The following is an 18978-nucleotide window of genomic DNA, read 5'->3' as shown; positions in this document are numbered from 1 at the left end:
GCGTATCGGCATGGGACGATCGTGCCGTGAGCCAGACCAGCACCACGCCGTCCCACGGCACCGATCAGCACCCTGCCGACGGCCACGACCTGATCCGGGTCGTGGGTGCCCGCCAGAACAATCTCAAGGACGTCAGCGTCGAGCTGCCCAAGCGGCGACTGACGGTGTTCACCGGCGTCTCCGGCTCGGGCAAGAGCTCGCTGGTCTTCGCGACGATCGCCGCGGAGTCGCAGCGCATGATCAACGAGACCTACAGCGCGTTCGTGCAGGGGTTCATGCCGTCGATGGCGCGTCCCGACGTCGACGTGCTGACAGGGCTCACGACCGCGATCATCGTCGACCAGGAGCGGATGGGGTCCGACCCGCGGTCGACCGTCGGCACCGCGACCGACGTCAACGCGATGCTGCGCATCCTCTACAGCCGCCTCGGCGAGCCGCACGTCGGCGGACCGCAGGCGTTCAGCTTCAACGTCGCCTCGGTCAGCGGCGCGGGTGCCGTCACGAGCGCCAAGGGCGGCCGCGAGGTCAAGGAACGCGCCGAGTTCAGCGTCACGGGCGGCATGTGCCTGCGCTGCGAGGGGCGCGGATCGGTCAACGACATCGACCTGACGGCCCTGTACGACGACTCCAAGAGCATCAACGAGGGCGCGCTGACGATCCCCGGATGGAGCATGGACGGCTGGCAGGGACGCATCCTGCGCGGCGTCGGGCTGTTCGACTGCGACAAGCCCATCGGCCAGTTCACGGCCAAGGAGCTCGACGGGCTGCTGTACCACGAGGCCATGAAGATCAAGGTCGAGGGCATCAACCTGACCTACCTGGGCGTCATCCCGCAGATCAAGAAGTCGTTCCTGTCCAAGGACGTCGAGGCGATGCAGCCGCACATCCGCGCGTTCGTCGAGCGGGCCGTCACGTTCACGACGTGCCCCGACTGCGACGGCACCCGGCTCAGCGAGCTGGCGCGCTCGTCCACGATCGCCGGACGCAGCATCGCCGACCTGTGCGCACTGCAGATCAGCGACCTCGCCGCGTGGATCGGCGACCTCGACGCTCCCGGTGCCGCCCCGCTGCTGGACGCGCTGCGCCACACGCTCGACTCGTTCGTCGACATCGGCCTCGGCTACCTCTCGCTCGACCGGCCGTCGGGCAGCCTCTCGGGCGGCGAGGCGCAGCGCACCAAGATGATCCGCCACCTGGGCTCGGCCCTCACCGACGTCACCTACGTCTTCGACGAGCCGACGATCGGCCTGCACCCGCACGACATCGAGCGCATGAACCGGCTGCTGCTCCAGCTGCGCGACAAGGGCAACACGGTGCTGGTCGTCGAGCACAAGCCCGAGGCCATCGCGATCGCCGACCACGTCGTCGACCTGGGGCCCCGCGCGGGCAGCGCCGGCGGCGAGGTCATGTTCGAGGGCACCGTCGAGGGCCTGCGCGCGAGCGACACCCTCACGGGCCGCCACCTCGACGACCGCGCCGCCCTCAAGGACGAGGTGCGCACCCCCACCGGCGCGATCGAGGTGCGCGGGGCGAGCACCAACAACCTGCAGTCCGTCGACGTCGACATCCCGCTGGGCGTGCTGACGGTCGTCACGGGCGTCGCCGGATCGGGCAAGAGCTCGCTGGTCCACGGCTCGCTGTCGGGACGGGAGGGCGTCGTCACGATCGACCAGGCACCCATCAAGGGGTCGCGGCGCAGCAACCCGGCGACATACACCGGGATGCTCGAGCCCATCCGCAAGGCCTTCGCCAAGGCCAACGGCGTCAAGCCGGCGCTGTTCAGCGCCAACTCCGAGGGTGCATGCCCCGTGTGCAACGGTGCGGGCGTCGTCTACGCCGATCTCGGCATCATCGCCGCGACCGCGACGCCGTGCGAGGCCTGCGAGGGCCGCCGGTTCCAGGCCTCGGTGCTCGAGTACACCTTCGGCGGCAAGAACATCGACGACGTGCTCACGATGTCGGTCGACGAGGCCGAGCGGTTCTTCGCCGAGGGCGACGGCAAGGTCGCGGCGGCCCACGCGATCCTCGCCCGCCTCGCGCGGGTCGGGCTCGGGTACCTGACGATCGGACAGCCCCTGACGACGCTGTCGGGCGGCGAGCGCCAGCGCCTCAAGCTCGCGGTGCGCATGGCCGAGGACGGCGGGGTCTACGTGCTCGACGAGCCCACGACCGGACTGCACCTCGCGGACGTCCAGCAGCTGCTCGGCCTGCTCGACGGCCTCGTCGACTCAGGCACCTCGGTCGTCGTCATCGAGCACCACCAGGCCGTCATGGCGCACGCCGACTGGATCGTCGACGTGGGGCCCGGCGCCGGCCACGACGGCGGACGGATCGTGTTCGAGGGGACGCCGCAGCAGCTCGTCGCCGACCGGTCGACGCTCACGGGCCAGCACCTGTCGGCCTACGTCGGCGGCTGATCGGGCGCTCGTTTCCGTTCACCGGGCGCGGGGTACGGTCGCGCCATGAGCGAACCGACGAACGATCCCGAGACCACGACCGTCCCCGAGAGCACCGACGACTCGGCACCCGACGTCAGGCCCGACACCCAGAGCGACCCGGCGCTCGACAACGGCGACTCGACCGACTGGTCGTCCGAGGGCGGTGCGGCGACCGAGGGTCCCGCGACCGACACCGACAACTCCTAGTCGTCCCGTCCCACCCGTCCCGTCTCGGACGGGAGGCGCGCTGCCCGCCCCGAGGATCATGATTCCCGCACCGCCGTGGGATCGGCTACTCGGGGCGCGCGTTGGCGTTGCGCTGCACGACGATCGCCTCGGCGACCGTGAACAGCCGCTGGTTCTCGTGCTGCGAGATGCGGCGCAGGAAGTCGAAGGCCGCATCGGCGTCGATGTCGAACTTCTGCATCAGGATGCCCTGGGCCTGGCCGATCGTGCCGCGCGACTCGACCGCGGTCTGGAGGCCGACGGCCTTCTCGGCCGAGGCGAACGCCGTCGTCGCGTGCGCCGCGAGCATCTCGGCCAGCTCGACGTCGTCCTGGTCGAAGGCACCCGGACGATCGGCGTAGATGTTGAGGGAGCCGTAGCCGCGCTGCCGTGTCGCGAGGCGCACGCCGAGGGCGCTGCGGATGCCGAGATCGTCCACGGCAGCTCCCCACTGCTTCCAGCGGGGATCGGCGACGACGTCGTTGGTGACGTAGGTCGCTCGACCCGTGATCGCGTCGAGGCACGGCCCCTCGTCGAACCTCACCTGCAGCTGGTGCGCCTCGTGGACCCGTGTCGTGGTCGCGGCGGGGGTCTCGATCTGCGAGCGGCTGAAGGTGCGCATGACCCCGGCGTCGTCAGCGCCCAGGATCAGTCGTGCGTAGTGGCTGACGCGGTCGAGCACCGAGATCGGGTCGGGGTCCTGCTCGAGCTCCAGCGCCATCTCGGCGAGCATCCGAGGGCCGTTCATGCCATCACCCTCCTGGTTCGGTGGTCCGTTTCGTGTTCCAGTCTGCGACATCGTGCGGATGATCACGGGCAGGGGCGCTGCGCCAGCTGTCGCGGCCCCTGCCCGCTTTCCACCAGGCCGGCGCTGTTGTCTCAACGACGACCACATGACAGCCCGTACCCACTCGATGGGTCCTGAGACACACGCCGGGTTGGCGGGGTGGGTTCCGGGTACACGTACAGCACCCAGTCGAGCACCCGGCGGGTTCCCGTGAGTCACGAGAAGAGCCCTCATGTCCGAGCTGTCGCACTCCCCCATCCCTTGCCTGTTCCACCCGGTCCGTCCTGCCGCCCAGGACGCCCCGTGCTGACCCCCAAGGGCCGCGGATCGCTGAGCGAGGTCGTCTTCGAGACGATGCGGTCGGCCTCCCCGTCGTGGGCCCCGGTGCTGCGCACGCTGGCCGACGACGACGAGGACCTGCACATCACGCTGTGGGCCCTGCACGAGCTGCACTACCGCGGGTTCGAGGACGTCGACGACGACCGCGAGTGGCAGCCCGAGCTCATCGAGCTGCGGCGCTCGCTCGAGCAGAGCTTCGAGCAGACCCTGCGCGAGCGCGCGCCCGAGCGCTCCCCCGACGGCGACGACTTCGCCGAGACCTTCTTCTCGTTCGTCGCCGACCACGACGGTCCGTCGCTGGCCGGATTCGTGCACAAGGACGCCGACCACGAGCAGGCGCTCGAGCTGTTGCGCATGCGGTCGATCTACCACCTCAAGGAGTCCGACCCGACCGCGTGGGTCGTGCCGCGCCTGCCCCCGCGCACCAAGGCCGCCCTGATGGAGCTGCAGTTCGACGAGTACGGCTGCGGCGACCCCAACCGTCTGCACGCGGAGCTGTTCGCCCGCGGGATGGATGCGTGCGGGCTGCGGCACGAGTACGGGGCCTACATCGACGACGTGCCGCTGGAGGTGCTCGAGGAGAACAACGCGATGTCGCTGTTCGGCCTCAACCGCCGGTTGCGCGGTGCCGCGCTCGGCCACCTGGCGGCCTTCGAGGTCACGAGCAGCATCCCGTCGCGCCGCATCGCCCAGGGCTTCTCCCGCCTGGGGCTGCCGGAGGCGATGATCGACTACTACACCGAGCACGTCGAGGCCGATGCGGTCCACGAGCAGCTCGCGGTCCGGACGATCTGCGGGAGCCTGCTCGACGAGGAGCCGCAGCTGCGCGACGACATGTTCTTCGGGGCGTTCACATGCGTCGACCTCGAGGACCGGTTCGCACGGCGCATGCTCGGGACGTGGGCGGCGTGAGCGAGGTCGCGCACCCCGATGTCATCCTGTGCGCCGGCGGCCCGATGCTGCTGCGCGGCGACCACGTGATCGAGGACGCCGACGGCGTCCCGCACCGCACCACCCGACCGATCAGCGCGGTGTGCCGGTGCGGCAAGTCGGGATCGCAGCCATGGTGCGACGGCACCCACAAGCTCATCCCGAAGCAGCACCGGCCCTGACCAGGGCGACCAGCACCCCGCGCTCGTGCACGCGCGTCTCGACCAGCCGTAGACCCGACTCGGACTCACGCAGGTGTTGGTCGAGGGCCTCGGCCTGCTCGCTGGTGCCGATCTGGACGATCGCCGAGCCGCCGGGAGCGAGGTGCCGGTCGATGACGTCGCAGCACGTGCGCGCCAGGGCGAGACCGTCGTCGCCACCGTCGATCGCGATCGGTGGGTCGTCCGGGAACTCGGTGATGCCTGCCGAGGGCACCCACGGCGGATCGGCCACGACCACCGCGAACCGCTCGTCGGGCCGGAGCACCTCGTCGATGCGACCGTGCCTCACGGTGACCCGCGACGCGAGGCCCGCGGCGTCGATGTTGCGGCGGGCCAGCTCGACCGCAGCCGGGTTGAGGTCGACCATCACGAGCTCGCGGTCGGTGGACGCCACGGCCGCGAGCCCGATGTGGCCGACGCCCGCGAACAGCTCGAGCACCGGCCCCGCGGGGGCCGTGACCAGCAGCTCGGCGGCCCACGTCGACTGAGCGAGGGTCCACTCCCGGGGACGCAGCACGCGGTCGTCGAAGGCGATCGTCAGTCCGCCGAAGTCGACGTCGGTCATGGATCTCCTGAGGGGTGGGATGGGTGACGCTGGGACTGCTCGGTGGTTGGACTACTCGGTGCTCGGACTGCTCAGTGATCGCGCAGCGCCTCGATCAGCTCGTCCTTGGTCTGGTCGGAGTATCCCGTGAGCCCGAGCTCCTTGGCCCGGTGACGCAGATCGGCGACGGTCCAGTCGTCGTACGACCCCGACCGGCCGCCCTTCGCCGCGACGGACGACTTCGAGCGTCCCTTCTGGGCCGCGGCGTTGGAGATGCGGGCAGCCTTCTCCTTCGATGCGCCCTCCTCGCGGAGGTCGTCGTACATGTCGGGCTTCTTCAGGCTGGGGTTCTTGTCCTGGGGCATCGTGGCTCTCCTTCTGCCTAGCGCGGCTTCTGCCTCGCGCGGCGTCGAACGGGTTGATGCTCGGCCGGACGTACCCAGCCGCACCGACCTCACGCGTCCGCGGGTTTGCGCCTCGTGCGGGTGGGAACGACCGGGCCATGACCCAGACGACTCCAGGACCGAACGATCCGCGACCCGGTGACCCCGAGGCGCCGCCGACCGACCCCGACACCGAGGGCAACCCCGTGACCCCGCCCAACCCGATGGAGAACCAGCCGGCCCGGTGACCGCCTTCAGCCCGTGACGGGCCCTTCGCCGTCGCTGAGGATCACCCGATCGCGTCCGCTGGCCTTGGCCTCGTACAGGGCACGATCGGCACGCTCGATCGCGTCGTCGAGATCGCTGGCCGCGGACGCCGGGGCGATGCCGTAGCTGACCGTCGGGAACGGCATCCCGTTGGGCGTCGCGGTCTCGCGCAGCCGGGCGCTGATCCGTCCCACGATCAGCTCGGCCCGCTCGACGGGGAGGTCGGGCAGGAAGATGATGAACTCCTCGCCGCCGTAACGGCCGACCAGGTCGGACGACCGCACGATGCCGCGGCACACCGACGCGAAGGTCTGCAGCGCGTTGTCGCCGGCCGGGTGCCCGTACGTGTCGTTGACGGCCTTGAAGTGGTCAAGGTCGGCCAGGATCAGCGACCCGTGCGCGCCGCCGTGGTGCCTGCTGCGCCACTCCGCCCCTGCCTGGCGCATGAACTCCGCGCGGTTGAGCAGGCCCGTCAGCCCGTCGCGGGTAGCGCGGGTGCGGAGCTCCTCGGTCTCGCGCTCGTAGCTCAGCGACGTCATGCCGAACGACACGGCGGCCAGCAGCACCGTCGTGACGAGCGTCGCGACCTGTGAACCGAAGTAGCGGTCGAACAGCTCGCCGTCGGGGCCGACCCACAAGAACACGACCGTGCGCAGGGTGTAGAACACCGAGAACCCGCCCGACATCAGCGCCAGCGCCCGCACGGACGGTGAGAACGTCAGCTCGCGGCGCAACAGCTCGGTGGACGTGGGTCGGACCAGCCAGAGCTCGCGGGACGCCAGCCCCACCATCAGCGCCATGAGCGCCAAAAACGGGCCGCCGCCGGCCCAGGCGTTGTCGGCCGGGTCGTCGAGCACGGCGGCCAGGGCCGTGACCGCGGGCGCCCCGGCGAACAGCGTCCTGCTGAACCGCAGACCGCGCAGCACCCGCGTGCCGGCCCACACGCTGCACGCGCCCGTGACCAGGAGGGTGCTGCCGAGCGGATTGGCCCACACCTGCTGCGACGTTCCGTCGAGGAGATAGGCCGCCGATCCGGCCAGGAACAGCGCCAGCGCCGCGCACCACCAGCCGCAGTAGGCCGAGCGGCTCGTCCGGAACGAGACGAAGTAGAACAGGACGAGCAGGGTCAGGGCGACGAACCCGAACGCGACCCGCAGGGTCGTCGTGTCCAGCGTCACGGGTCCGGTCCTGCCTCTCCACATCGGTGCGTTCATCAATTCTGACACGGTGCGGGATCGCCACCGAGCCGAGCGTCATGCTGTCTCGGACACCTCACGGGGTCAGAGGTCGGCGCGCACGCGCACGAACCTCGTGGCACGGCGCCTACCCGGGAGCGGGACGTCCACACGTCGCCGGTTTGGCTGCCCGGTGCCAGGGGTACCGCCGCGGCATGGACGACACGACGCCAGGCCCCTCGCCCATCTCCCCCAGCGTGCGCGAGGTCGATGACGAGGTGCGTGCCAAGCTGACCGGTCAGGACGTCGCGACGATCGCCGAGCAGGCCGAACGGGCCTTCGCGACGATCGGCGTCCGGCTCACCGGCGAGCAGCTGGCCGACTACGCCGACTCCGTGAGCACCGGCAAGGCCTTCGCGATCGAGCACCCCACCGAGTGATCCCTCACGGGACGCCGCCCGCATGACCTCGGACTACCCCTTCGAGGCCGTGGCCCTGCGGCTGAACGCCCTGCCGACGTCGGAGTTCGTGGGTGCCCGTGATGCCGAGGTGCGCTCGCTCAGGGCCGCCGGCGACGTCGACGTGGCCGCGCGGGTGAAGGCCCTGCGCCGACCCAGCGCCGCAGCGGTCTCGTCAATGCCCTCGTGCGGGACGACTCGAGCCTGGTCACCGCCGACGCCAGCTACGTGTCGGGCACGGTGATGGGCGTGACCGGCGGCAAACCGGTCTTCTGATCGCGGTGCCCGCCCGTGGCGGCACGCACCCGGCGGCAGTCACCGGACAGTGTGTAACGATGCGTGCTGACTGTTCCGCGTCACGACGAGCCGGAGGGGTACGACTACGTCGGTGGAGCAGACCGCCGACCAAGGAGGCGTGACGTGTCGCTGATGGAGTTCGGGCTGGTGCCCATGCTCGCGCGACCCGTGACGTCGCTCCCGCTCGAGGCCGACCTGCCGGGCGGCTGCGTGTACGAGCCCAAGTTCGACGGGTACCGCGCGATGCTCTACATGGAGGGCGGCCGCTGCCGCATCCAGTCGCGGCACGGGCACGACATCACCTCGGCGTTCCCCGACATCGTCGCGGCGGCCGAGATCGAGCTGCCCGACGGCGTGGTCGTCGACGGCGAGCTCGTCGTGTGGGGCGAGAACGCGTACGACTTCATCCAGGTGCAGCGGCGCATCACCGGCCCGCAGCGCCCGTTCGGCCTCAGCCCGGCCTCGTTCGTCGCGTTCGACCTGTTGATGTGGGACGACGACGACCTGCGCGGCGAGCCCTTGTCGGCGCGCCGCCGCATGCTCGAGATGGTGCTGGTCGACCACCTCATGCCGTTCCAGGTCGTGCCCCAGACGACCGACCGGGCGGAGGCCGCCGACTGGATGGTCGAGTACCGCCGCAACGACATCGGCATCGAGGGCCTCGTCGTCAAGGGCCTCGACTCCGTCTACATGCCGGGGCGGCGTGGCTGGCTCAAGCTGCGGTTCGACGACTCGTGGGAGGCTGTCGTGTGTGCCGTCGTCGGCGACCCGACCGCACCCGGCTGCCTCGTCCTGGGCGTGCCGACCGCCCATGGCTTCGACCTGATCGGCACGACGTCGCCCATCAGCGTCAAGCAGCAGCGCGACGTCGGCGAGCTCGTGACCGTCCGCCCGGGGCCCGTGGATCCGGCCGTCGTGGCGCTCGCGACCGCGGACGCGACCGATGTGCATGCGGTGCACCCCACGCTCGTCGTCGAGGTGGCTTCACAGCCGGGCGGCCTCCAGCTCGTGCGCGTGCGCCCAGACCTCGGTCCCGACGAGGTCGCCGGCAGCGACGAGTCGTAGGTCCTCGTCAGCCGTCGGCGACCGTGAACACCCCGTCCATGCGGGTGATCTGCAGGATGCGCGCCACCGGTGCCGACATGCGGGCCAGCACGAGCCGTCCGCCCCCGCGGTCCTGCTGCTTCTTGATGCCGAGCAGGGCACCCAGCCCGCTCGAGTCGACGAACTCGACACCGTGCAGGTCGAGGACGAGCGTGCGGTGGGCCACGTCGAGGTCATCGACCTTCGACCGCAGCTCGGGCACCGTCTGCATGTCGATCTCCCCGGAGACCGACAGCACCGTGCCGTCGCCGGCTCCGTCCTCGGTGAACGTCAACGCGGTCATGGCGAACCTCCTCCTGCGCCGGACCGCCAGGTCCGGGCACTCCACACGCACTTGCCTCGATCGGTCGCCCGCGTGCCCCACTCGTCCGACAGCGCCTCGACGATGTGGATGCCGCGACCGTGCTCCTCGTCGTCGTCGGGGTTGCGGGCGCGCGGCAGCTGCCGCTCGGCATCGTCCTGCACCTCGAGCACGACCCTCGCCCCACTGTGCTGCAGCCGCAGGTCGACCGGGGCACCGCCGTGCACCAGCGCATTGGTGACGAGCTCGCTCGTGATCAGCGCGAGGTCGTCGACGACCGCCGGCGGCACGTCCCAGTGCTCGAGGCTGCCGACGACGAACTGGCGCGCCTCGGCCACCGTGGCCCGGCCGGTGTCGCGCTGCATCGACATCGTGGCCTCGTGGACCGAGCCACGGGCCCGGGCGATCAGGATCGCGACGTCGTCGTCGGGACCGTCGGGCAGCAGTGCGCCGACGACCGACTCGGGCACGCCGGCGAGCGTCTCGGTGCCGTGCCAGTCGATGTGCCGCTCGAGGGCGTCGATGCCCTCGTCGATGTCCTGCCCGCGGTGCTCGACCAGCCCGTCGGTGTAGAACACGATCGTGGCCCCCGGCGGAAGCGACACCTGCTCGGTCGGCACATCGCCGTAGCCAGCACCCAGCGGCGGGCCGCCTGCCGTCAGGCGGTGCACGACACCGTCGCGGCCGGCACACAGCGGCGGCAGATGACCCGCGTTGGCGTAGCGGACGGTCTCCTCGACGGGGTCGTGGACCGCGTAGACGCACGTGACGATCTGGTCGCCCGCGAGATCCTGCACCAGCACGTCGAGGTGGCGCATGACCTCGTCGGGCGGCAGGTCGAGGGTCGCGAAGGCGCGCACCGACGACCGCATCTGGCCCATGACCGAGGCCGCGCGCACCCCCCGGCCCATGACGTCACCCATCACGAACGCGATGCGACCGCCGTCGAGCTCGATGATGTCGTACCAGTCGCCGCCGACGTAGGTTCCCTCGACACCGGCACGGTAGTACGTCGCGACGTCGAGGTGGTCGAGGTCGAACGACTCGGCCGGCAGCATGCTCCGCTGCAGCTGCTCGGCGATCAGGTGCTCGCGCTGCACGGCCTCCTCACGGGCACGCACCTCCGCGAGCGCCTGCTCCGCGGCGTGCTGCTCGGTGATGTCCTGCATCGACCCCTGCAGCATGCGGGGCGCACCGTCGTCGTCGCCGAGCATCGCCGCCCGCACCGTCACGAGGCGCTCGACGCCACGGGGGCTGACGACCCGCATGTCGTACGCGGCGACGCCGCCGACGTCGAGCGCACTGAGCTCGGCCGTGACCCGCTCGGCGTCGCCCGGGTGGGTGACCCCGGCGATCACCCCGGGGTAGCCGAGCTGCTCGAAGTCGCGACGCGTGAGGCCCAGGATGCGCAGGAGCTCGTCGGATCCCGTCACGGTCCCCTTGCCCAGGTCGACCTCCCAGCTGCCGACGCGGGCCAGTCGCTGGGCCTGGTCGAGCAGCGCCTCGCTGCGCTCGAGCGTCGCCCGGATGCGGCGGACGCGATCGAGCTCGAGGTTGACGCGCACGCGGGCCAGCAGCTCGCGCGCCGCGAACGGCTTGACGAGGTAGTCGGCGGCCCCGGCCTCGAGGCCCTCGACGGTGCCCTCCTCCCCCGCGCGGGCGCTGACCATGATGACGGGGATGCCGGTCATCCGCGGATCGGCCTGCAGTCGCTCGAGCAGTCCGAAGCCGTCGAGCCGCGGCATCATGACGTCGCTGACGACGAGATCGGGCCGATCGCGCTCGATGAGCTCGAGCGCCTCGAGACCGTCGGCCGCCGTCGTGACCTCGTAGCGGTCGCGCAGCAGGTCGGCCACGTAGGCGCGCATGTCGGCGTTGTCGTCGACGACCAGGATGCGTGCGACGACCTCCGACGCCGGGCTCGCTGGGACGCTCGCCTCGTCCGTCGCGGGATCGAGCCACTGCCACGCCTCGGACACCAGAGCCGTCGGTGGTTCCGACGCCCCGGTGCCGCGAGGGCTGGACGAGTCGGCGACCTCGGCGGCCGGCAGGTGCGCGCGGCCGAGCGGGATCGTGACGACGACGTCGGTGCCGACACCCTCGGTGCTGGAGGCACTGACGTCGCCGCCGTGCAGGCGGGCCAGCTCGGAGACGAGGGCGAGGCCGATGCCGGAGCCCTCGTGCGTGCGGGAGACGGCGTTGCGGCCGCGGTGGAAGCGCTCGAACAGATGCGGAAGCTCGTCGGCCGCGATGCCCGCGCCGGTGTCGCTCACGGTCAGCACGGCGTGTCCGTCGCGCTCCCGCAGGGTGACCGTGATGCCACCTTCGAACGTGAACTTGAAGGCGTTGGACACGAGGTTGAGGACGATCTTGGCCCAGTGCTCGACGTCGACGTAGCAGTCGGTCGACATCGCGTCGCAGTCGAGGACGAGGTCGATGCCGGCCTGCTGGGCGGCCGACTCGAACATCATGACGAGCTGCTCGGTGACGCGCGGCAGGTCGACGACCTCGAAGGACGACGTGATGCCCCCGGCCTCGAGCCGCGAGAAGTCGAGCAGGCTGTTGACGAGCTGCAGGAGCCGCTGACCGTTGCGGTGCACGATCTCGAACCGGTTGCGCTGCGGGTCGCCCACCGGCAGGTTCGGGTCGTTCAGGGCGTCGGACGTCGGCCCCAGCAGCAGCGTCAGCGGCGTCCGGAACTCGTGGCTGACGTTGGTGAAGAAGTCGGTCTTGGCCTGGTCGAGCCGCGCCAGGGTCTCGGCTCGGCGCTTCTCGCCGGCGAACGTCCGCGCGGCCGTGATGGCGGCCGACAGCTGTCCCGCGAACAGGTCAACGAAGCCCAGGTAGGCCTCGTCGAGGGGACGGACGGCACTCAGCCCCGCGACCAGGAACCCGTAGGCGTCGGTCGAGGCGGCGCCCACGAGCGGGACCAGCAGCGCGTGGACCGGCGGATGCTGCCACGGGCCGACCGGAGCCGCGTGCGGCAGCCGGGTGAGGTCGACCAGCAGCTGCTCACCGGCCAGCGGCGTGGCGAAGGGCCAGATCGGCGACGGGTCGGCGAGAACGATGGTCTCGGGTGCCAGCGGGTCGTCGACGTCGATGCCCCCGCACCCCGCGCGGACGAGCCGGTCACCCGAGGGGTCGAGCACGTAGACCAGTCCGAACGGCAGCGAGAGCGGGTCGGCCTCGATCTGCTCGACCGCGGCTGCCACCGCCTCGTCCTCGGTGTGGCGGCCGGTCGTGCGGGCCCCCAGGTCGCGCAGCGTCGTCAGGCGCCGCGACGAGAGGACCTGCTCGGTCACCTCACTGACGACGCAGAGCATCCCCTCGATGCGTCCGTCGTCGCCGGACAGCGGGCTGTAGGAGAACGTGTGGTACGTCTCCTCGACGAAGCCGCTGCGCTCGAGCAACAGCTGCAGGGAGTCGTCCCAGGTGGCCTCGCCAGTCTCCATGACGGTCGCGACCCGGGGGCTGATGTCGGCCCAGATCTCCGACCAGACCTCGGATGCCGGGCGACCGAGCGCCCACGGGTACTTCTTGCCCAGCGTGTCGCGGCGGTACGAGTCGTTGCAGAAGAACGTCAGCTCGGGGCCCCACGCCATCCACATCGAGAACTTCGAGGTGAGCAGGATGCGGACCGCGGTCTTGAGGCTCAGCGGCCACGCGTCAGGGTCGCCCAACGGGGTCTCGGCCCAGTCGACGGCGGCGAGGTCGCCGCCCACCTCGCTGGAGGTCCAGGTGCTGCGCATCGTCCGCCGTTCGTCGCCTGCACGTCGCGTGGTGGCCGGCCGGCCCGCGCGACTTCTTCACGCTCGCCCCACGATTATGCCCACTCACCTCGCCGCCCGCAGCACGACGCCGGCAGTCGTGGTGGTGCCGATGCCCAGATCAGGTCGACCATCGCCGGCATCCCCACCCGGGGCAACTCGGCGTGGACGCCGTCACCCCTGGCTGTCGCCCGGTCCTGGTGACGGGTCGGAGTCCAGTCGGCGCAGGGAGGCCTCGGCACGCAGACGAGCGGCGTCGGCGCGGCGCTCGGCGGTGCGAGCACGAAGCAGAGCGGCCTCGGCCCGGGCGAGGGCGGACTGCTGGCGCGTGCGGGCTGCGAGGTGCTGGTCGACGATGCCCGGCATGGTGCCGGCGTCGATGTCGCCCTGCTGCACGTCGAGGAAGTCCTGCACGTCGTCGCGGCCGGTCTGCTCGTCGTCGAGCTGCCGCTGCCGGGTGTCGCGCATGGCCTGGCTCCGGTCGATGCCGGCCTGCCGGTGCTCGCCGTCGACGCGTGCCTCGAACGAGTCCGACGCCGCCCGGAAGTCGTCGAGGCCGGCCTGCTCACGGTCGAGCCGGTCCTGCTCGAGGTCCGCGATCGACTGCTGTCGTGCGCCGATGGTCTCGTCGAGGTCGACGAGCGCCTGTTCTCGGTCGAAGTCCTGCTGGAGGCGCTGGGTCGGGTCGGGTTCGGGTGTCTGGGTCATGGTCGGGCCTTCGCGTCCGTCGGGTCGGATAGGGATGGGAGTGGGGAGGGACGGCCCAGGTGGAAGCCCTGGGCGTGATCGACGCCGAGGCCGGCGAGGAGCTCGAGCGTCTCGGTGTCCTCGACGCCTTCGGCGATCGTCGCGAGCCCGAATCCGCGCGCCAGGTTGACGACCGCCTCGACGACGTGCCAGCTGGCCTGGCTCGTCGACATGTCGCGCACGAACTCCATGTCGATCTTCAGGTAGTCGACCGGCAGCTGCTTGAGGTAGGCGAATCCGCTGTACCCGGTGCCGAAGTCGTCCAGGGCGACCTTGCACCCCAGGCGGTGCACGAGGTCGACGAAATAACGTCCCGCCTGCTGGTCGGCGATCACCGTCGTCTCGGTGATCTCGAAGACCACCAGGGACGGGTCGGCACCCGAGCCGGCGAGCCATCGCTCGATGTCTCGCAACAGGGCCTCGTCGCCGATGGAGGCCGCCGAGACGTTGACCTCGACCGCCTGACCCTGCGCGGCCAGGTCGATGGCCTGGCGCACGACCCAGCGGTCGATGTCGCCGATCAGACCGTGCTTCTCGGCCGTCTCGAGATACCGGGCGGGTGCCGAGATGGTGCCGTCCTTCTCGGCGATGCGGAGCAGCAGCTCCTGCTGCACGACGTCCATCGTCGACAGTTCGACGATGGGCTGGGCGTACAGGAGCAGGCGCGACTCGTCCAGCGTCTCCTGCACCCGGTCGATCCAGGCGGCCGACGCACGCTCCTTCTGCAGGCGTTCCTGCTCGAGAAGGACGTGGCTGGCATCCATGAACACCACGACGGAGCCGTGCGTGGCACCAGACGTCTCGAGCGGGGTCGTGGTGTACGAAACCGGAAGGCCCATCCCGTCGCGCCGCCTGAAGACGTCGTCCGCGATCCGGATGACACCGGTGCCGGCGCCCCCGATCGTGCAGTCGTCGACGCCGTCGAAGCGCCCGTCGGATCGGTGATGACGGGTGATGTCGTGCAGCCGCTGGCCGCGTACCTCGTCGAGGGACCACCCGAGCATGTCCTCGGCCGCCTGGTTCATGAGGGTGACCCGGCCGTCGCCGTCCAGCGCGAACAGCCCCTCGGTCATGCTGTCGGTGACCGCCTGGAGGTGGTTGCGCGCCGTGACGGCCTCGGACTCGGCTCGGTCCTGCGCCGAGACGTCCATCGCGACGCCGACCGAGCCGGCCGGCACGCCGTGACCGTCGAGCACCTCGGTCCAGCGCAGATGGCCTGCGAACGTGCTGCCGTCCTTGCGAGCGAGCTCGTAGCGACCCTCGACGATGGCGGGATCACCCCCCAGCGCGAGCGCGAGGTGCTGCGGGTGGATCAGGTCGGCCACGGGACGGTCGAGAGCCTCCGCCCTCGACCAGCCCAGCAGCTCGACGGCTCCTGCGCTCCAGTGCGTGACGTGGTGGTCCCTGTCGGCCGTCACGACCGCGATCCCGAGGTCGGCCAGGGCGGCGGACTGGGCTCGATCCTCGTCCTCGCGCCGCCGACGTGCCGTGATGTCGGCGTGCGAGACGACGACGCGGGCCGGGCCGTCGCCGGCGAAGGCGCTCGCCGTGAACGTGAACCAGCGGTCGTCCAGCGCGTAGTCGAACGTGACGGGGTCGCTGCGGCCGGCCAGCAGGTCTCGGATCGCCTCGACGGCTCGGCGGGCACCGGGCTCGTCGCCGGCGCTGTCGCAGGCATCGATGTAGCTGCGGCCGATGTCGGACACCCGGGCACGGCCGTGATGGTCTGCGAGGTCGCGCCAGGCGGCGTTGACGGCCAGGACGACACCCTGCTCGTCGAGCACCGTGACCGTGCCGGGCATCGAGTCGATCGTGGCCTGCCAGAACGCGGAGGCCTCCCGCACGTTCTGCTCGCTGCGGCGGAGGTCGGTGACGTCCCGTCCCGACGCGTACCAGAGCTGCTCGTCGCCCGACCCGCTCCAATCGATCTCGCGGTAGTCGCCGGCGACGGTGCGCAGCCGCGTCCCGTGGTCCTCGAAGCGGTCGCCGTCCCTGCCGAACAGCGCCTGGACGGCTGATCGGTCGTCGTCGTGCACCAGGTCGGCCAACCGGACGGGGGGCGAAGGGACGTCGGTCCAGCCCATGACCCGACGCCAGGCCGGATTGGCCGCACGGAGCACGCCGTCGCGATCCGTGACGATCAGCAGATCGGCACTCGACTCCCACACCATCCGGGCCGGATAGCCCGTGGCAGGCCACGCCCCGTAGCCGTCCGGCAGCGACTCACCCAACGCGTGTCCTGCGCCGCGGGTCATGCGTGCCCCTCGTCGGCGACTCTCGGTCCATGGAGCAGGTGTGCCCCGGCCGGTGACGCCATGTCGCCGACAACGGTAGCTGCGCAACCCGCCCCACCGCCGCAGAACAGCGAAGCGCCCCGAGATGTCGGCACCTTTCGACCCGAAACCGGTCGGATCCGGTCGAAAAGTGCCGACATCGTGCTGGTCAGGTGCGTAGGAGAAGGGCGACGACGTCGACCAGGGCGATGGCCATCGCGGCGCGGAACGGAGACCTGGCGTCTCGGGACATCCGACCCGCCACCAGCAGCACCCCGCAGGTCGCCAGCACGACGACCGCGAGCACGTCGACGCCGCCGACCGGCACCACGGCCGTCACGACGGAGCCGGCGACCAGCAGGCCAGTGGCGACGTCGACCGACCGGGGCGCGCCCAGCCGGTGCGGCAGGCCGACGACGCCGGTGAGCCGGTCGTCCTCGAGGTCGGGCACCGCGTTGACCAGGTGGGCGCCCGTCCCGAGCAGGGCACCGGCCAGGATCGTCCAGCCCGGACCCGTCTCGTCACGCGCCGCCAGCGAGACCACGACGGGCAGGCCGCCGAAGCAGACCGCGTAGGGCAGCCACGACAGCACGGTGCGCTTGAGACCCAGGTTGTACGCCCATCCCGTCGCGACCAGTGCCAGGTGCAGCACCCCGGCGTGCGCTCCGAGCGCGAGCGAGGCCGTCACCGCGACGACGACCGCCACGGCCGTCGCGACCCACACCGTGGACGCCGACACCTCGCCCGTCGCCAGTGGCTTGTCGCGCCGCCCGACCCGGCGGTCACGATCGCGGTCGACGAGATCGTTCGACCAGCCGACCGTGAGCTGGCCCGCGAGCGCCGCCGCGGCGACCAGCAGCGCCGTGCCGGCGGTGGCACCCCACGTGACGGCCAGCAGCGTCGCGGCCAGCGTCACGGCCACGGCGGGGCCGGGATGGCTGGTGCGGGCGAGGGCCGACGCGAGGGCGGTCGCACGTCGGCCGTGGGTCATCCCCTCACGGTAGGCAGTCGGGCGGGACGCCGCACCGGGACCGGCACTACCCTTGCGTCAGCCGGCGCGCCCCGTCCCACCGCCCGCCGGCGTCCCCACTCCCGATCGGACCCTCCCATGACCAGAGTCGACGTCACCTTCACCTCGGCGGACACGCCCTGCGCGGGCTGGTTCTACCCCGCCGAGGGCACCGGCGACGCCCTCGCACCGGTCGTCGTGCTGGGCATCGGCCTCGGATCGGTCAAGGAGATGGGCCTCGACCGCTACGCCCGCGTGTTCCAGTCGCAGGGCTTCGCGGCCCTGGCCTTCGACTACCGGTCGTTCGGGGCCAGCGGCGGCACGCCCCGGCAGGTCATCGACGTCGCGGCACAGCTGGACGACTGGCACGCGGCGATCCGGTTCGCCCGCCAGCAGCCGGGCGTCGACCCCGCACGGGTCGTCGTCTGGGGCACGTCCTTCGGCGGCGGCCACGCGCTCAGCCTCGCGGCGGTGCCACCCGACGGCGTCGTGGCAGCGATCGCCCAGTGCCCCTTCACCGACGGCATCGCCTCCTCCGTCACGATGCACCCGCTCAGCGCGCTGCGGGTGGGGTGGCGGGCGGCCGCCGACCTCATCGGCTCGCGGCTGGGACGGGCACCCGTCATGGTGCCGACCGCCGGCCCCTCGCGATCCGGTGCCCTCATGACGGCCGACGACGCCCTGCCCGGCTTCCTGGCGCTCGTGCCGCCCGAGGCCGAAGGACGCTTCGTCAACGCCGTCGCGGCCCGCATCGGCCTGCTGATCGCGCGCTACCGGCCCGGACGGGCCGTGCGCCGGGCCACGATGCCGATCTTCGCCGCGATCTGCCTGCGCGACTCGGTCGCCCCGGCCCGCACGGCCCGGCGGCAGCTCGCGCGGGTGCGGAGCGCCGAGGTCAAGCTCTACGACACGGGCCACTTCGCGATCTACCTCGACCCGTGGTTCGACATCGTCGTGGCCGACCAGCTCGACTTCGTCCGCCGGCACGTCCTCGCTCCGCGAGCCTGACACAGCGGCATCAGCCGTCGTACGGAACCTCGGTGCGCCAGCCGGCCTCGTCCTGCCGCGCCGCGGCGACGATCGCCGCCGCGACCCGGTCGGGCGTGAACGCGCCCTCGCGCGCAAGGGCACCGCGGACGGTCACCGACACCGCCCGGATGCCGTCGCCCCGCAGGTGCGCGTCGAGACTCGTGACGAGATTGCGCACGCCAGCCTTCTGCACCCCGAGAGTGGCCGCGTCGGGGGACGGCCGGTCGGCGGCCACGCTGCCCGTCACGGTGATGCGACCGCCCGCGGACATGAAGGGGCGGACGGCCTGCACCGAGGTCAGCAGCGCCCCGACGCCCACCGCGACGTCGGCCAGCAGCTCGTCGACCGTCACCTCGAGCGGGTTCTTGCCGCGATAGGCGCTGGGGTTGAAGTGCAGGACGTCGACGCGTCCGAACGCCCGGGCCATCTGGGTGAGCTCCCCCGTCAACCCCGCGACGTCCGTGGCGTCGACGACGGCCCGGCGGACGACATCGGGGTCGTCCGAGATGCTGGCCGCCAGCTCGTCGACCGCCTCGGCGTCCGATCCGAGCAGCCCGACGCGGTAGCCGTCGGCGGCCAGCAGCCGTGCCACCGAACCGCTGACGCCCGGACCTGCCGCGACCACGAGCACCACCGGAGCTGTCATGGGCGCAGTCTAGGCAGGCCGATGGACGACTCAGGCCC

General features: G+C 71.4%; 19 protein-coding genes. 9 read left to right on the top strand and 10 right to left on the bottom strand.

Annotation, left to right across the window (positions count from 1 at the left end; translation table 11 throughout):
* Positions 1-26 precede the first annotated feature (26 nt).
* Together JOF40_RS09010 and JOF40_RS09005 are read left to right on the top strand one after the other, a co-directional pair.
* The gene (locus JOF40_RS09010; protein ID WP_246152893.1) at positions 27-2417 is read left to right on the top strand and encodes an ATP-binding cassette domain-containing protein; all 2391 of its coding nucleotides are present in this window, start codon (positions 27-29) and stop codon (positions 2415-2417) included.
* Positions 2418-2462: 45 nt separating this feature from the next.
* Positions 2463-2645 carry a hypothetical protein gene (locus JOF40_RS09005; RefSeq protein WP_129185562.1) on the top strand — a complete coding sequence of 61 codons (183 nt, stop codon included), beginning with the start codon at positions 2463-2465 and terminating at the stop codon, positions 2643-2645.
* 85 nt (positions 2646-2730) lie between these two features.
* Here JOF40_RS09005 and JOF40_RS09000 read toward each other — a convergent pair whose 3' ends face one another.
* Positions 2731-3411 carry a GAF and ANTAR domain-containing protein gene (locus tag JOF40_RS09000; protein ID WP_188111884.1) on the bottom strand — a complete coding sequence of 227 codons (681 nt, stop codon included), beginning with the start codon at positions 3409-3411 and terminating at the stop codon, positions 2731-2733.
* Between the two features lie 342 nt (positions 3412-3753).
* Between JOF40_RS09000 and JOF40_RS08995 the strand changes: the two genes are divergently transcribed.
* Complete coding sequence (locus tag JOF40_RS08995; protein WP_129185558.1) at positions 3754-4701, top strand: iron-containing redox enzyme family protein; 948 nt, start codon at positions 3754-3756, stop codon at positions 4699-4701.
* The gene (locus JOF40_RS19685; protein ID WP_307800765.1) at positions 4698-4901 is read left to right on the top strand and encodes a CDGSH iron-sulfur domain-containing protein; all 204 of its coding nucleotides are present in this window, start codon (positions 4698-4700) and stop codon (positions 4899-4901) included. The genes JOF40_RS08995 and JOF40_RS19685 overlap by 4 nt, the downstream gene beginning before the upstream one ends.
* On the opposite strand, the gene JOF40_RS08985 is transcribed toward JOF40_RS19685, so the two are convergent.
* Positions 4876-5505 carry a methyltransferase gene (locus JOF40_RS08985; protein WP_129185554.1) on the bottom strand — a complete coding sequence of 210 codons (630 nt, stop codon included), beginning with the start codon at positions 5503-5505 and terminating at the stop codon, positions 4876-4878. The genes JOF40_RS19685 and JOF40_RS08985 overlap by 26 nt on opposite strands.
* 71 nt (positions 5506-5576) lie before the next feature.
* On the bottom strand, positions 5577-5849 hold the full coding sequence (locus JOF40_RS08980) for a DUF7218 family protein (RefSeq protein ID WP_129185553.1): 273 nt from the start codon (positions 5847-5849) through the stop codon (positions 5577-5579).
* Between the two features lie 137 nt (positions 5850-5986).
* Here JOF40_RS08980 and JOF40_RS19985 point away from each other — a divergent pair, with 137 nt between their 5' ends.
* Positions 5987-6115, top strand: a complete 129-nt coding sequence (locus tag JOF40_RS19985) for a hypothetical protein (RefSeq protein ID WP_281064701.1) — start codon at positions 5987-5989, stop codon at positions 6113-6115.
* A 6-nt stretch (positions 6116-6121) separates the two neighbouring features.
* On the opposite strand, the gene JOF40_RS08975 is transcribed toward JOF40_RS19985, so the two are convergent.
* On the bottom strand, positions 6122-7312 hold the full coding sequence (locus JOF40_RS08975) for a GGDEF domain-containing protein (protein ID WP_129185552.1): 1191 nt from the start codon (positions 7310-7312) through the stop codon (positions 6122-6124).
* 212 nt (positions 7313-7524) lie between these two features.
* Here JOF40_RS08975 and JOF40_RS08970 point away from each other — a divergent pair, with 212 nt between their 5' ends.
* The 3 genes from JOF40_RS08970 (at position 7525) to JOF40_RS08960 (ending at position 9129) form a co-directional block, all read left to right on the top strand.
* Complete coding sequence (locus JOF40_RS08970) at positions 7525-7749, top strand: hypothetical protein (RefSeq protein WP_129185551.1); 225 nt, start codon at positions 7525-7527, stop codon at positions 7747-7749.
* Between the two features lie 22 nt (positions 7750-7771).
* Positions 7772-8011, top strand: coding sequence for a hypothetical protein (locus JOF40_RS08965; protein ID WP_129185550.1), 240 nt, complete (start codon positions 7772-7774; stop codon positions 8009-8011).
* A gap of 185 nt (positions 8012-8196) precedes the next feature.
* Complete coding sequence (locus JOF40_RS08960; RefSeq protein ID WP_245343506.1) at positions 8197-9129, top strand: ATP-dependent DNA ligase; 933 nt, start codon at positions 8197-8199, stop codon at positions 9127-9129.
* A 7-nt stretch (positions 9130-9136) separates the two neighbouring features.
* Here the strand turns inward: JOF40_RS08960 and JOF40_RS08955 are convergent, their stop codons facing one another.
* The 5 genes from JOF40_RS08955 to JOF40_RS08935 all read right to left on the bottom strand — a co-directional run bounded on the left by JOF40_RS08955 (position 9137) and on the right by JOF40_RS08935 (position 17247).
* Positions 9137-9451, bottom strand: a complete 315-nt coding sequence (locus JOF40_RS08955) for an STAS domain-containing protein (protein WP_129185548.1) — start codon at positions 9449-9451, stop codon at positions 9137-9139.
* Complete coding sequence (locus JOF40_RS08950) at positions 9448-13218, bottom strand: SpoIIE family protein phosphatase (RefSeq protein WP_129185547.1); 3771 nt, start codon at positions 13216-13218, stop codon at positions 9448-9450. Before JOF40_RS08950 ends, JOF40_RS08955 begins: the two co-directional genes overlap by 4 nt.
* A 192-nt stretch (positions 13219-13410) precedes the next feature.
* Complete coding sequence (locus tag JOF40_RS08945) at positions 13411-13944, bottom strand: hypothetical protein (protein ID WP_129185546.1); 534 nt, start codon at positions 13942-13944, stop codon at positions 13411-13413.
* Positions 13941-16238: an EAL domain-containing protein gene (locus tag JOF40_RS08940; RefSeq protein ID WP_129185545.1), complete on the bottom strand. Its 2298-nt coding sequence runs from the start codon at positions 16236-16238 to the stop codon at positions 13941-13943. Before JOF40_RS08940 ends, JOF40_RS08945 begins: the two co-directional genes overlap by 4 nt.
* Positions 16239-16425: 187 nt before the next feature.
* Positions 16426-17247: a UbiA family prenyltransferase gene (locus JOF40_RS08935; RefSeq protein WP_129185544.1), complete on the bottom strand. Its 822-nt coding sequence runs from the start codon at positions 17245-17247 to the stop codon at positions 16426-16428.
* A 117-nt stretch (positions 17248-17364) separates the two neighbouring features.
* Between JOF40_RS08935 and JOF40_RS08930 the strand changes: the two genes are divergently transcribed.
* Positions 17365-18273 (top strand): alpha/beta hydrolase, encoded by a 909-nt coding sequence (locus tag JOF40_RS08930; protein ID WP_129185543.1) that lies wholly within the window; start codon positions 17365-17367, stop codon positions 18271-18273.
* 10 nt (positions 18274-18283) lie between these two features.
* Here JOF40_RS08930 and JOF40_RS08925 read toward each other — a convergent pair whose 3' ends face one another.
* Positions 18284-18940: an SDR family oxidoreductase gene (locus JOF40_RS08925; RefSeq protein WP_129185542.1), complete on the bottom strand. Its 657-nt coding sequence runs from the start codon at positions 18938-18940 to the stop codon at positions 18284-18286.
* Positions 18941-18978: the final 38 nt, after the last annotated feature.

It is taken from the genome of Aeromicrobium fastidiosum, from assembly GCF_017876595.1.
Classification (GTDB): Bacteria; Actinomycetota; Actinomycetes; order Propionibacteriales; family Nocardioidaceae; genus Aeromicrobium; species Aeromicrobium fastidiosum.
Note: the sequence above shows the minus strand (reverse complement) of the source record. Positions and strands in the feature narration are given on the sequence as shown.

What these genes read in the sequence shown, in the direction of transcription:
- JOF40_RS09005 (WP_129185562.1), top strand. Translation starts at nt 2,463, where the DNA reads ATGAGCGAACCGACGAACGATCCCGAGACCACGACCGTCCCCGAGAGC.
- JOF40_RS09000 (WP_188111884.1), bottom strand. Translation starts at nt 3,411, where the DNA reads ATGAACGGCCCTCGGATGCTCGCCGAGATGGCGCTGGAGCTCGAGCAG.
- JOF40_RS08985 (WP_129185554.1), bottom strand. Translation starts at nt 5,505, where the DNA reads ATGACCGACGTCGACTTCGGCGGACTGACGATCGCCTTCGACGACCGC.
- JOF40_RS08980 (WP_129185553.1), bottom strand. Translation starts at nt 5,849, where the DNA reads ATGCCCCAGGACAAGAACCCCAGCCTGAAGAAGCCCGACATGTACGAC.
- JOF40_RS19985 (WP_281064701.1), top strand. Translation starts at nt 5,987, where the DNA reads ATGACCCAGACGACTCCAGGACCGAACGATCCGCGACCCGGTGACCCC.
- JOF40_RS08970 (WP_129185551.1), top strand. Translation starts at nt 7,525, where the DNA reads ATGGACGACACGACGCCAGGCCCCTCGCCCATCTCCCCCAGCGTGCGC.
- JOF40_RS08965 (WP_129185550.1), top strand. Translation starts at nt 7,772, where the DNA reads ATGACCTCGGACTACCCCTTCGAGGCCGTGGCCCTGCGGCTGAACGCC.
- JOF40_RS08960 (WP_245343506.1), top strand. Translation starts at nt 8,197, where the DNA reads ATGGAGTTCGGGCTGGTGCCCATGCTCGCGCGACCCGTGACGTCGCTC.
- JOF40_RS08955 (WP_129185548.1), bottom strand. Translation starts at nt 9,451, where the DNA reads ATGACCGCGTTGACGTTCACCGAGGACGGAGCCGGCGACGGCACGGTG.
- JOF40_RS08950 (WP_129185547.1), bottom strand. Translation starts at nt 13,218, where the DNA reads ATGCGCAGCACCTGGACCTCCAGCGAGGTGGGCGGCGACCTCGCCGCC.
- JOF40_RS08945 (WP_129185546.1), bottom strand. Translation starts at nt 13,944, where the DNA reads ATGACCCAGACACCCGAACCCGACCCGACCCAGCGCCTCCAGCAGGAC.
- JOF40_RS08940 (WP_129185545.1), bottom strand. Translation starts at nt 16,238, where the DNA reads ATGACCCGCGGCGCAGGACACGCGTTGGGTGAGTCGCTGCCGGACGGC.
- JOF40_RS08935 (WP_129185544.1), bottom strand. Translation starts at nt 17,247, where the DNA reads ATGACCCACGGCCGACGTGCGACCGCCCTCGCGTCGGCCCTCGCCCGC.
- JOF40_RS08930 (WP_129185543.1), top strand. Translation starts at nt 17,365, where the DNA reads ATGACCAGAGTCGACGTCACCTTCACCTCGGCGGACACGCCCTGCGCG.
- JOF40_RS08925 (WP_129185542.1), bottom strand. Translation starts at nt 18,940, where the DNA reads ATGACAGCTCCGGTGGTGCTCGTGGTCGCGGCAGGTCCGGGCGTCAGC.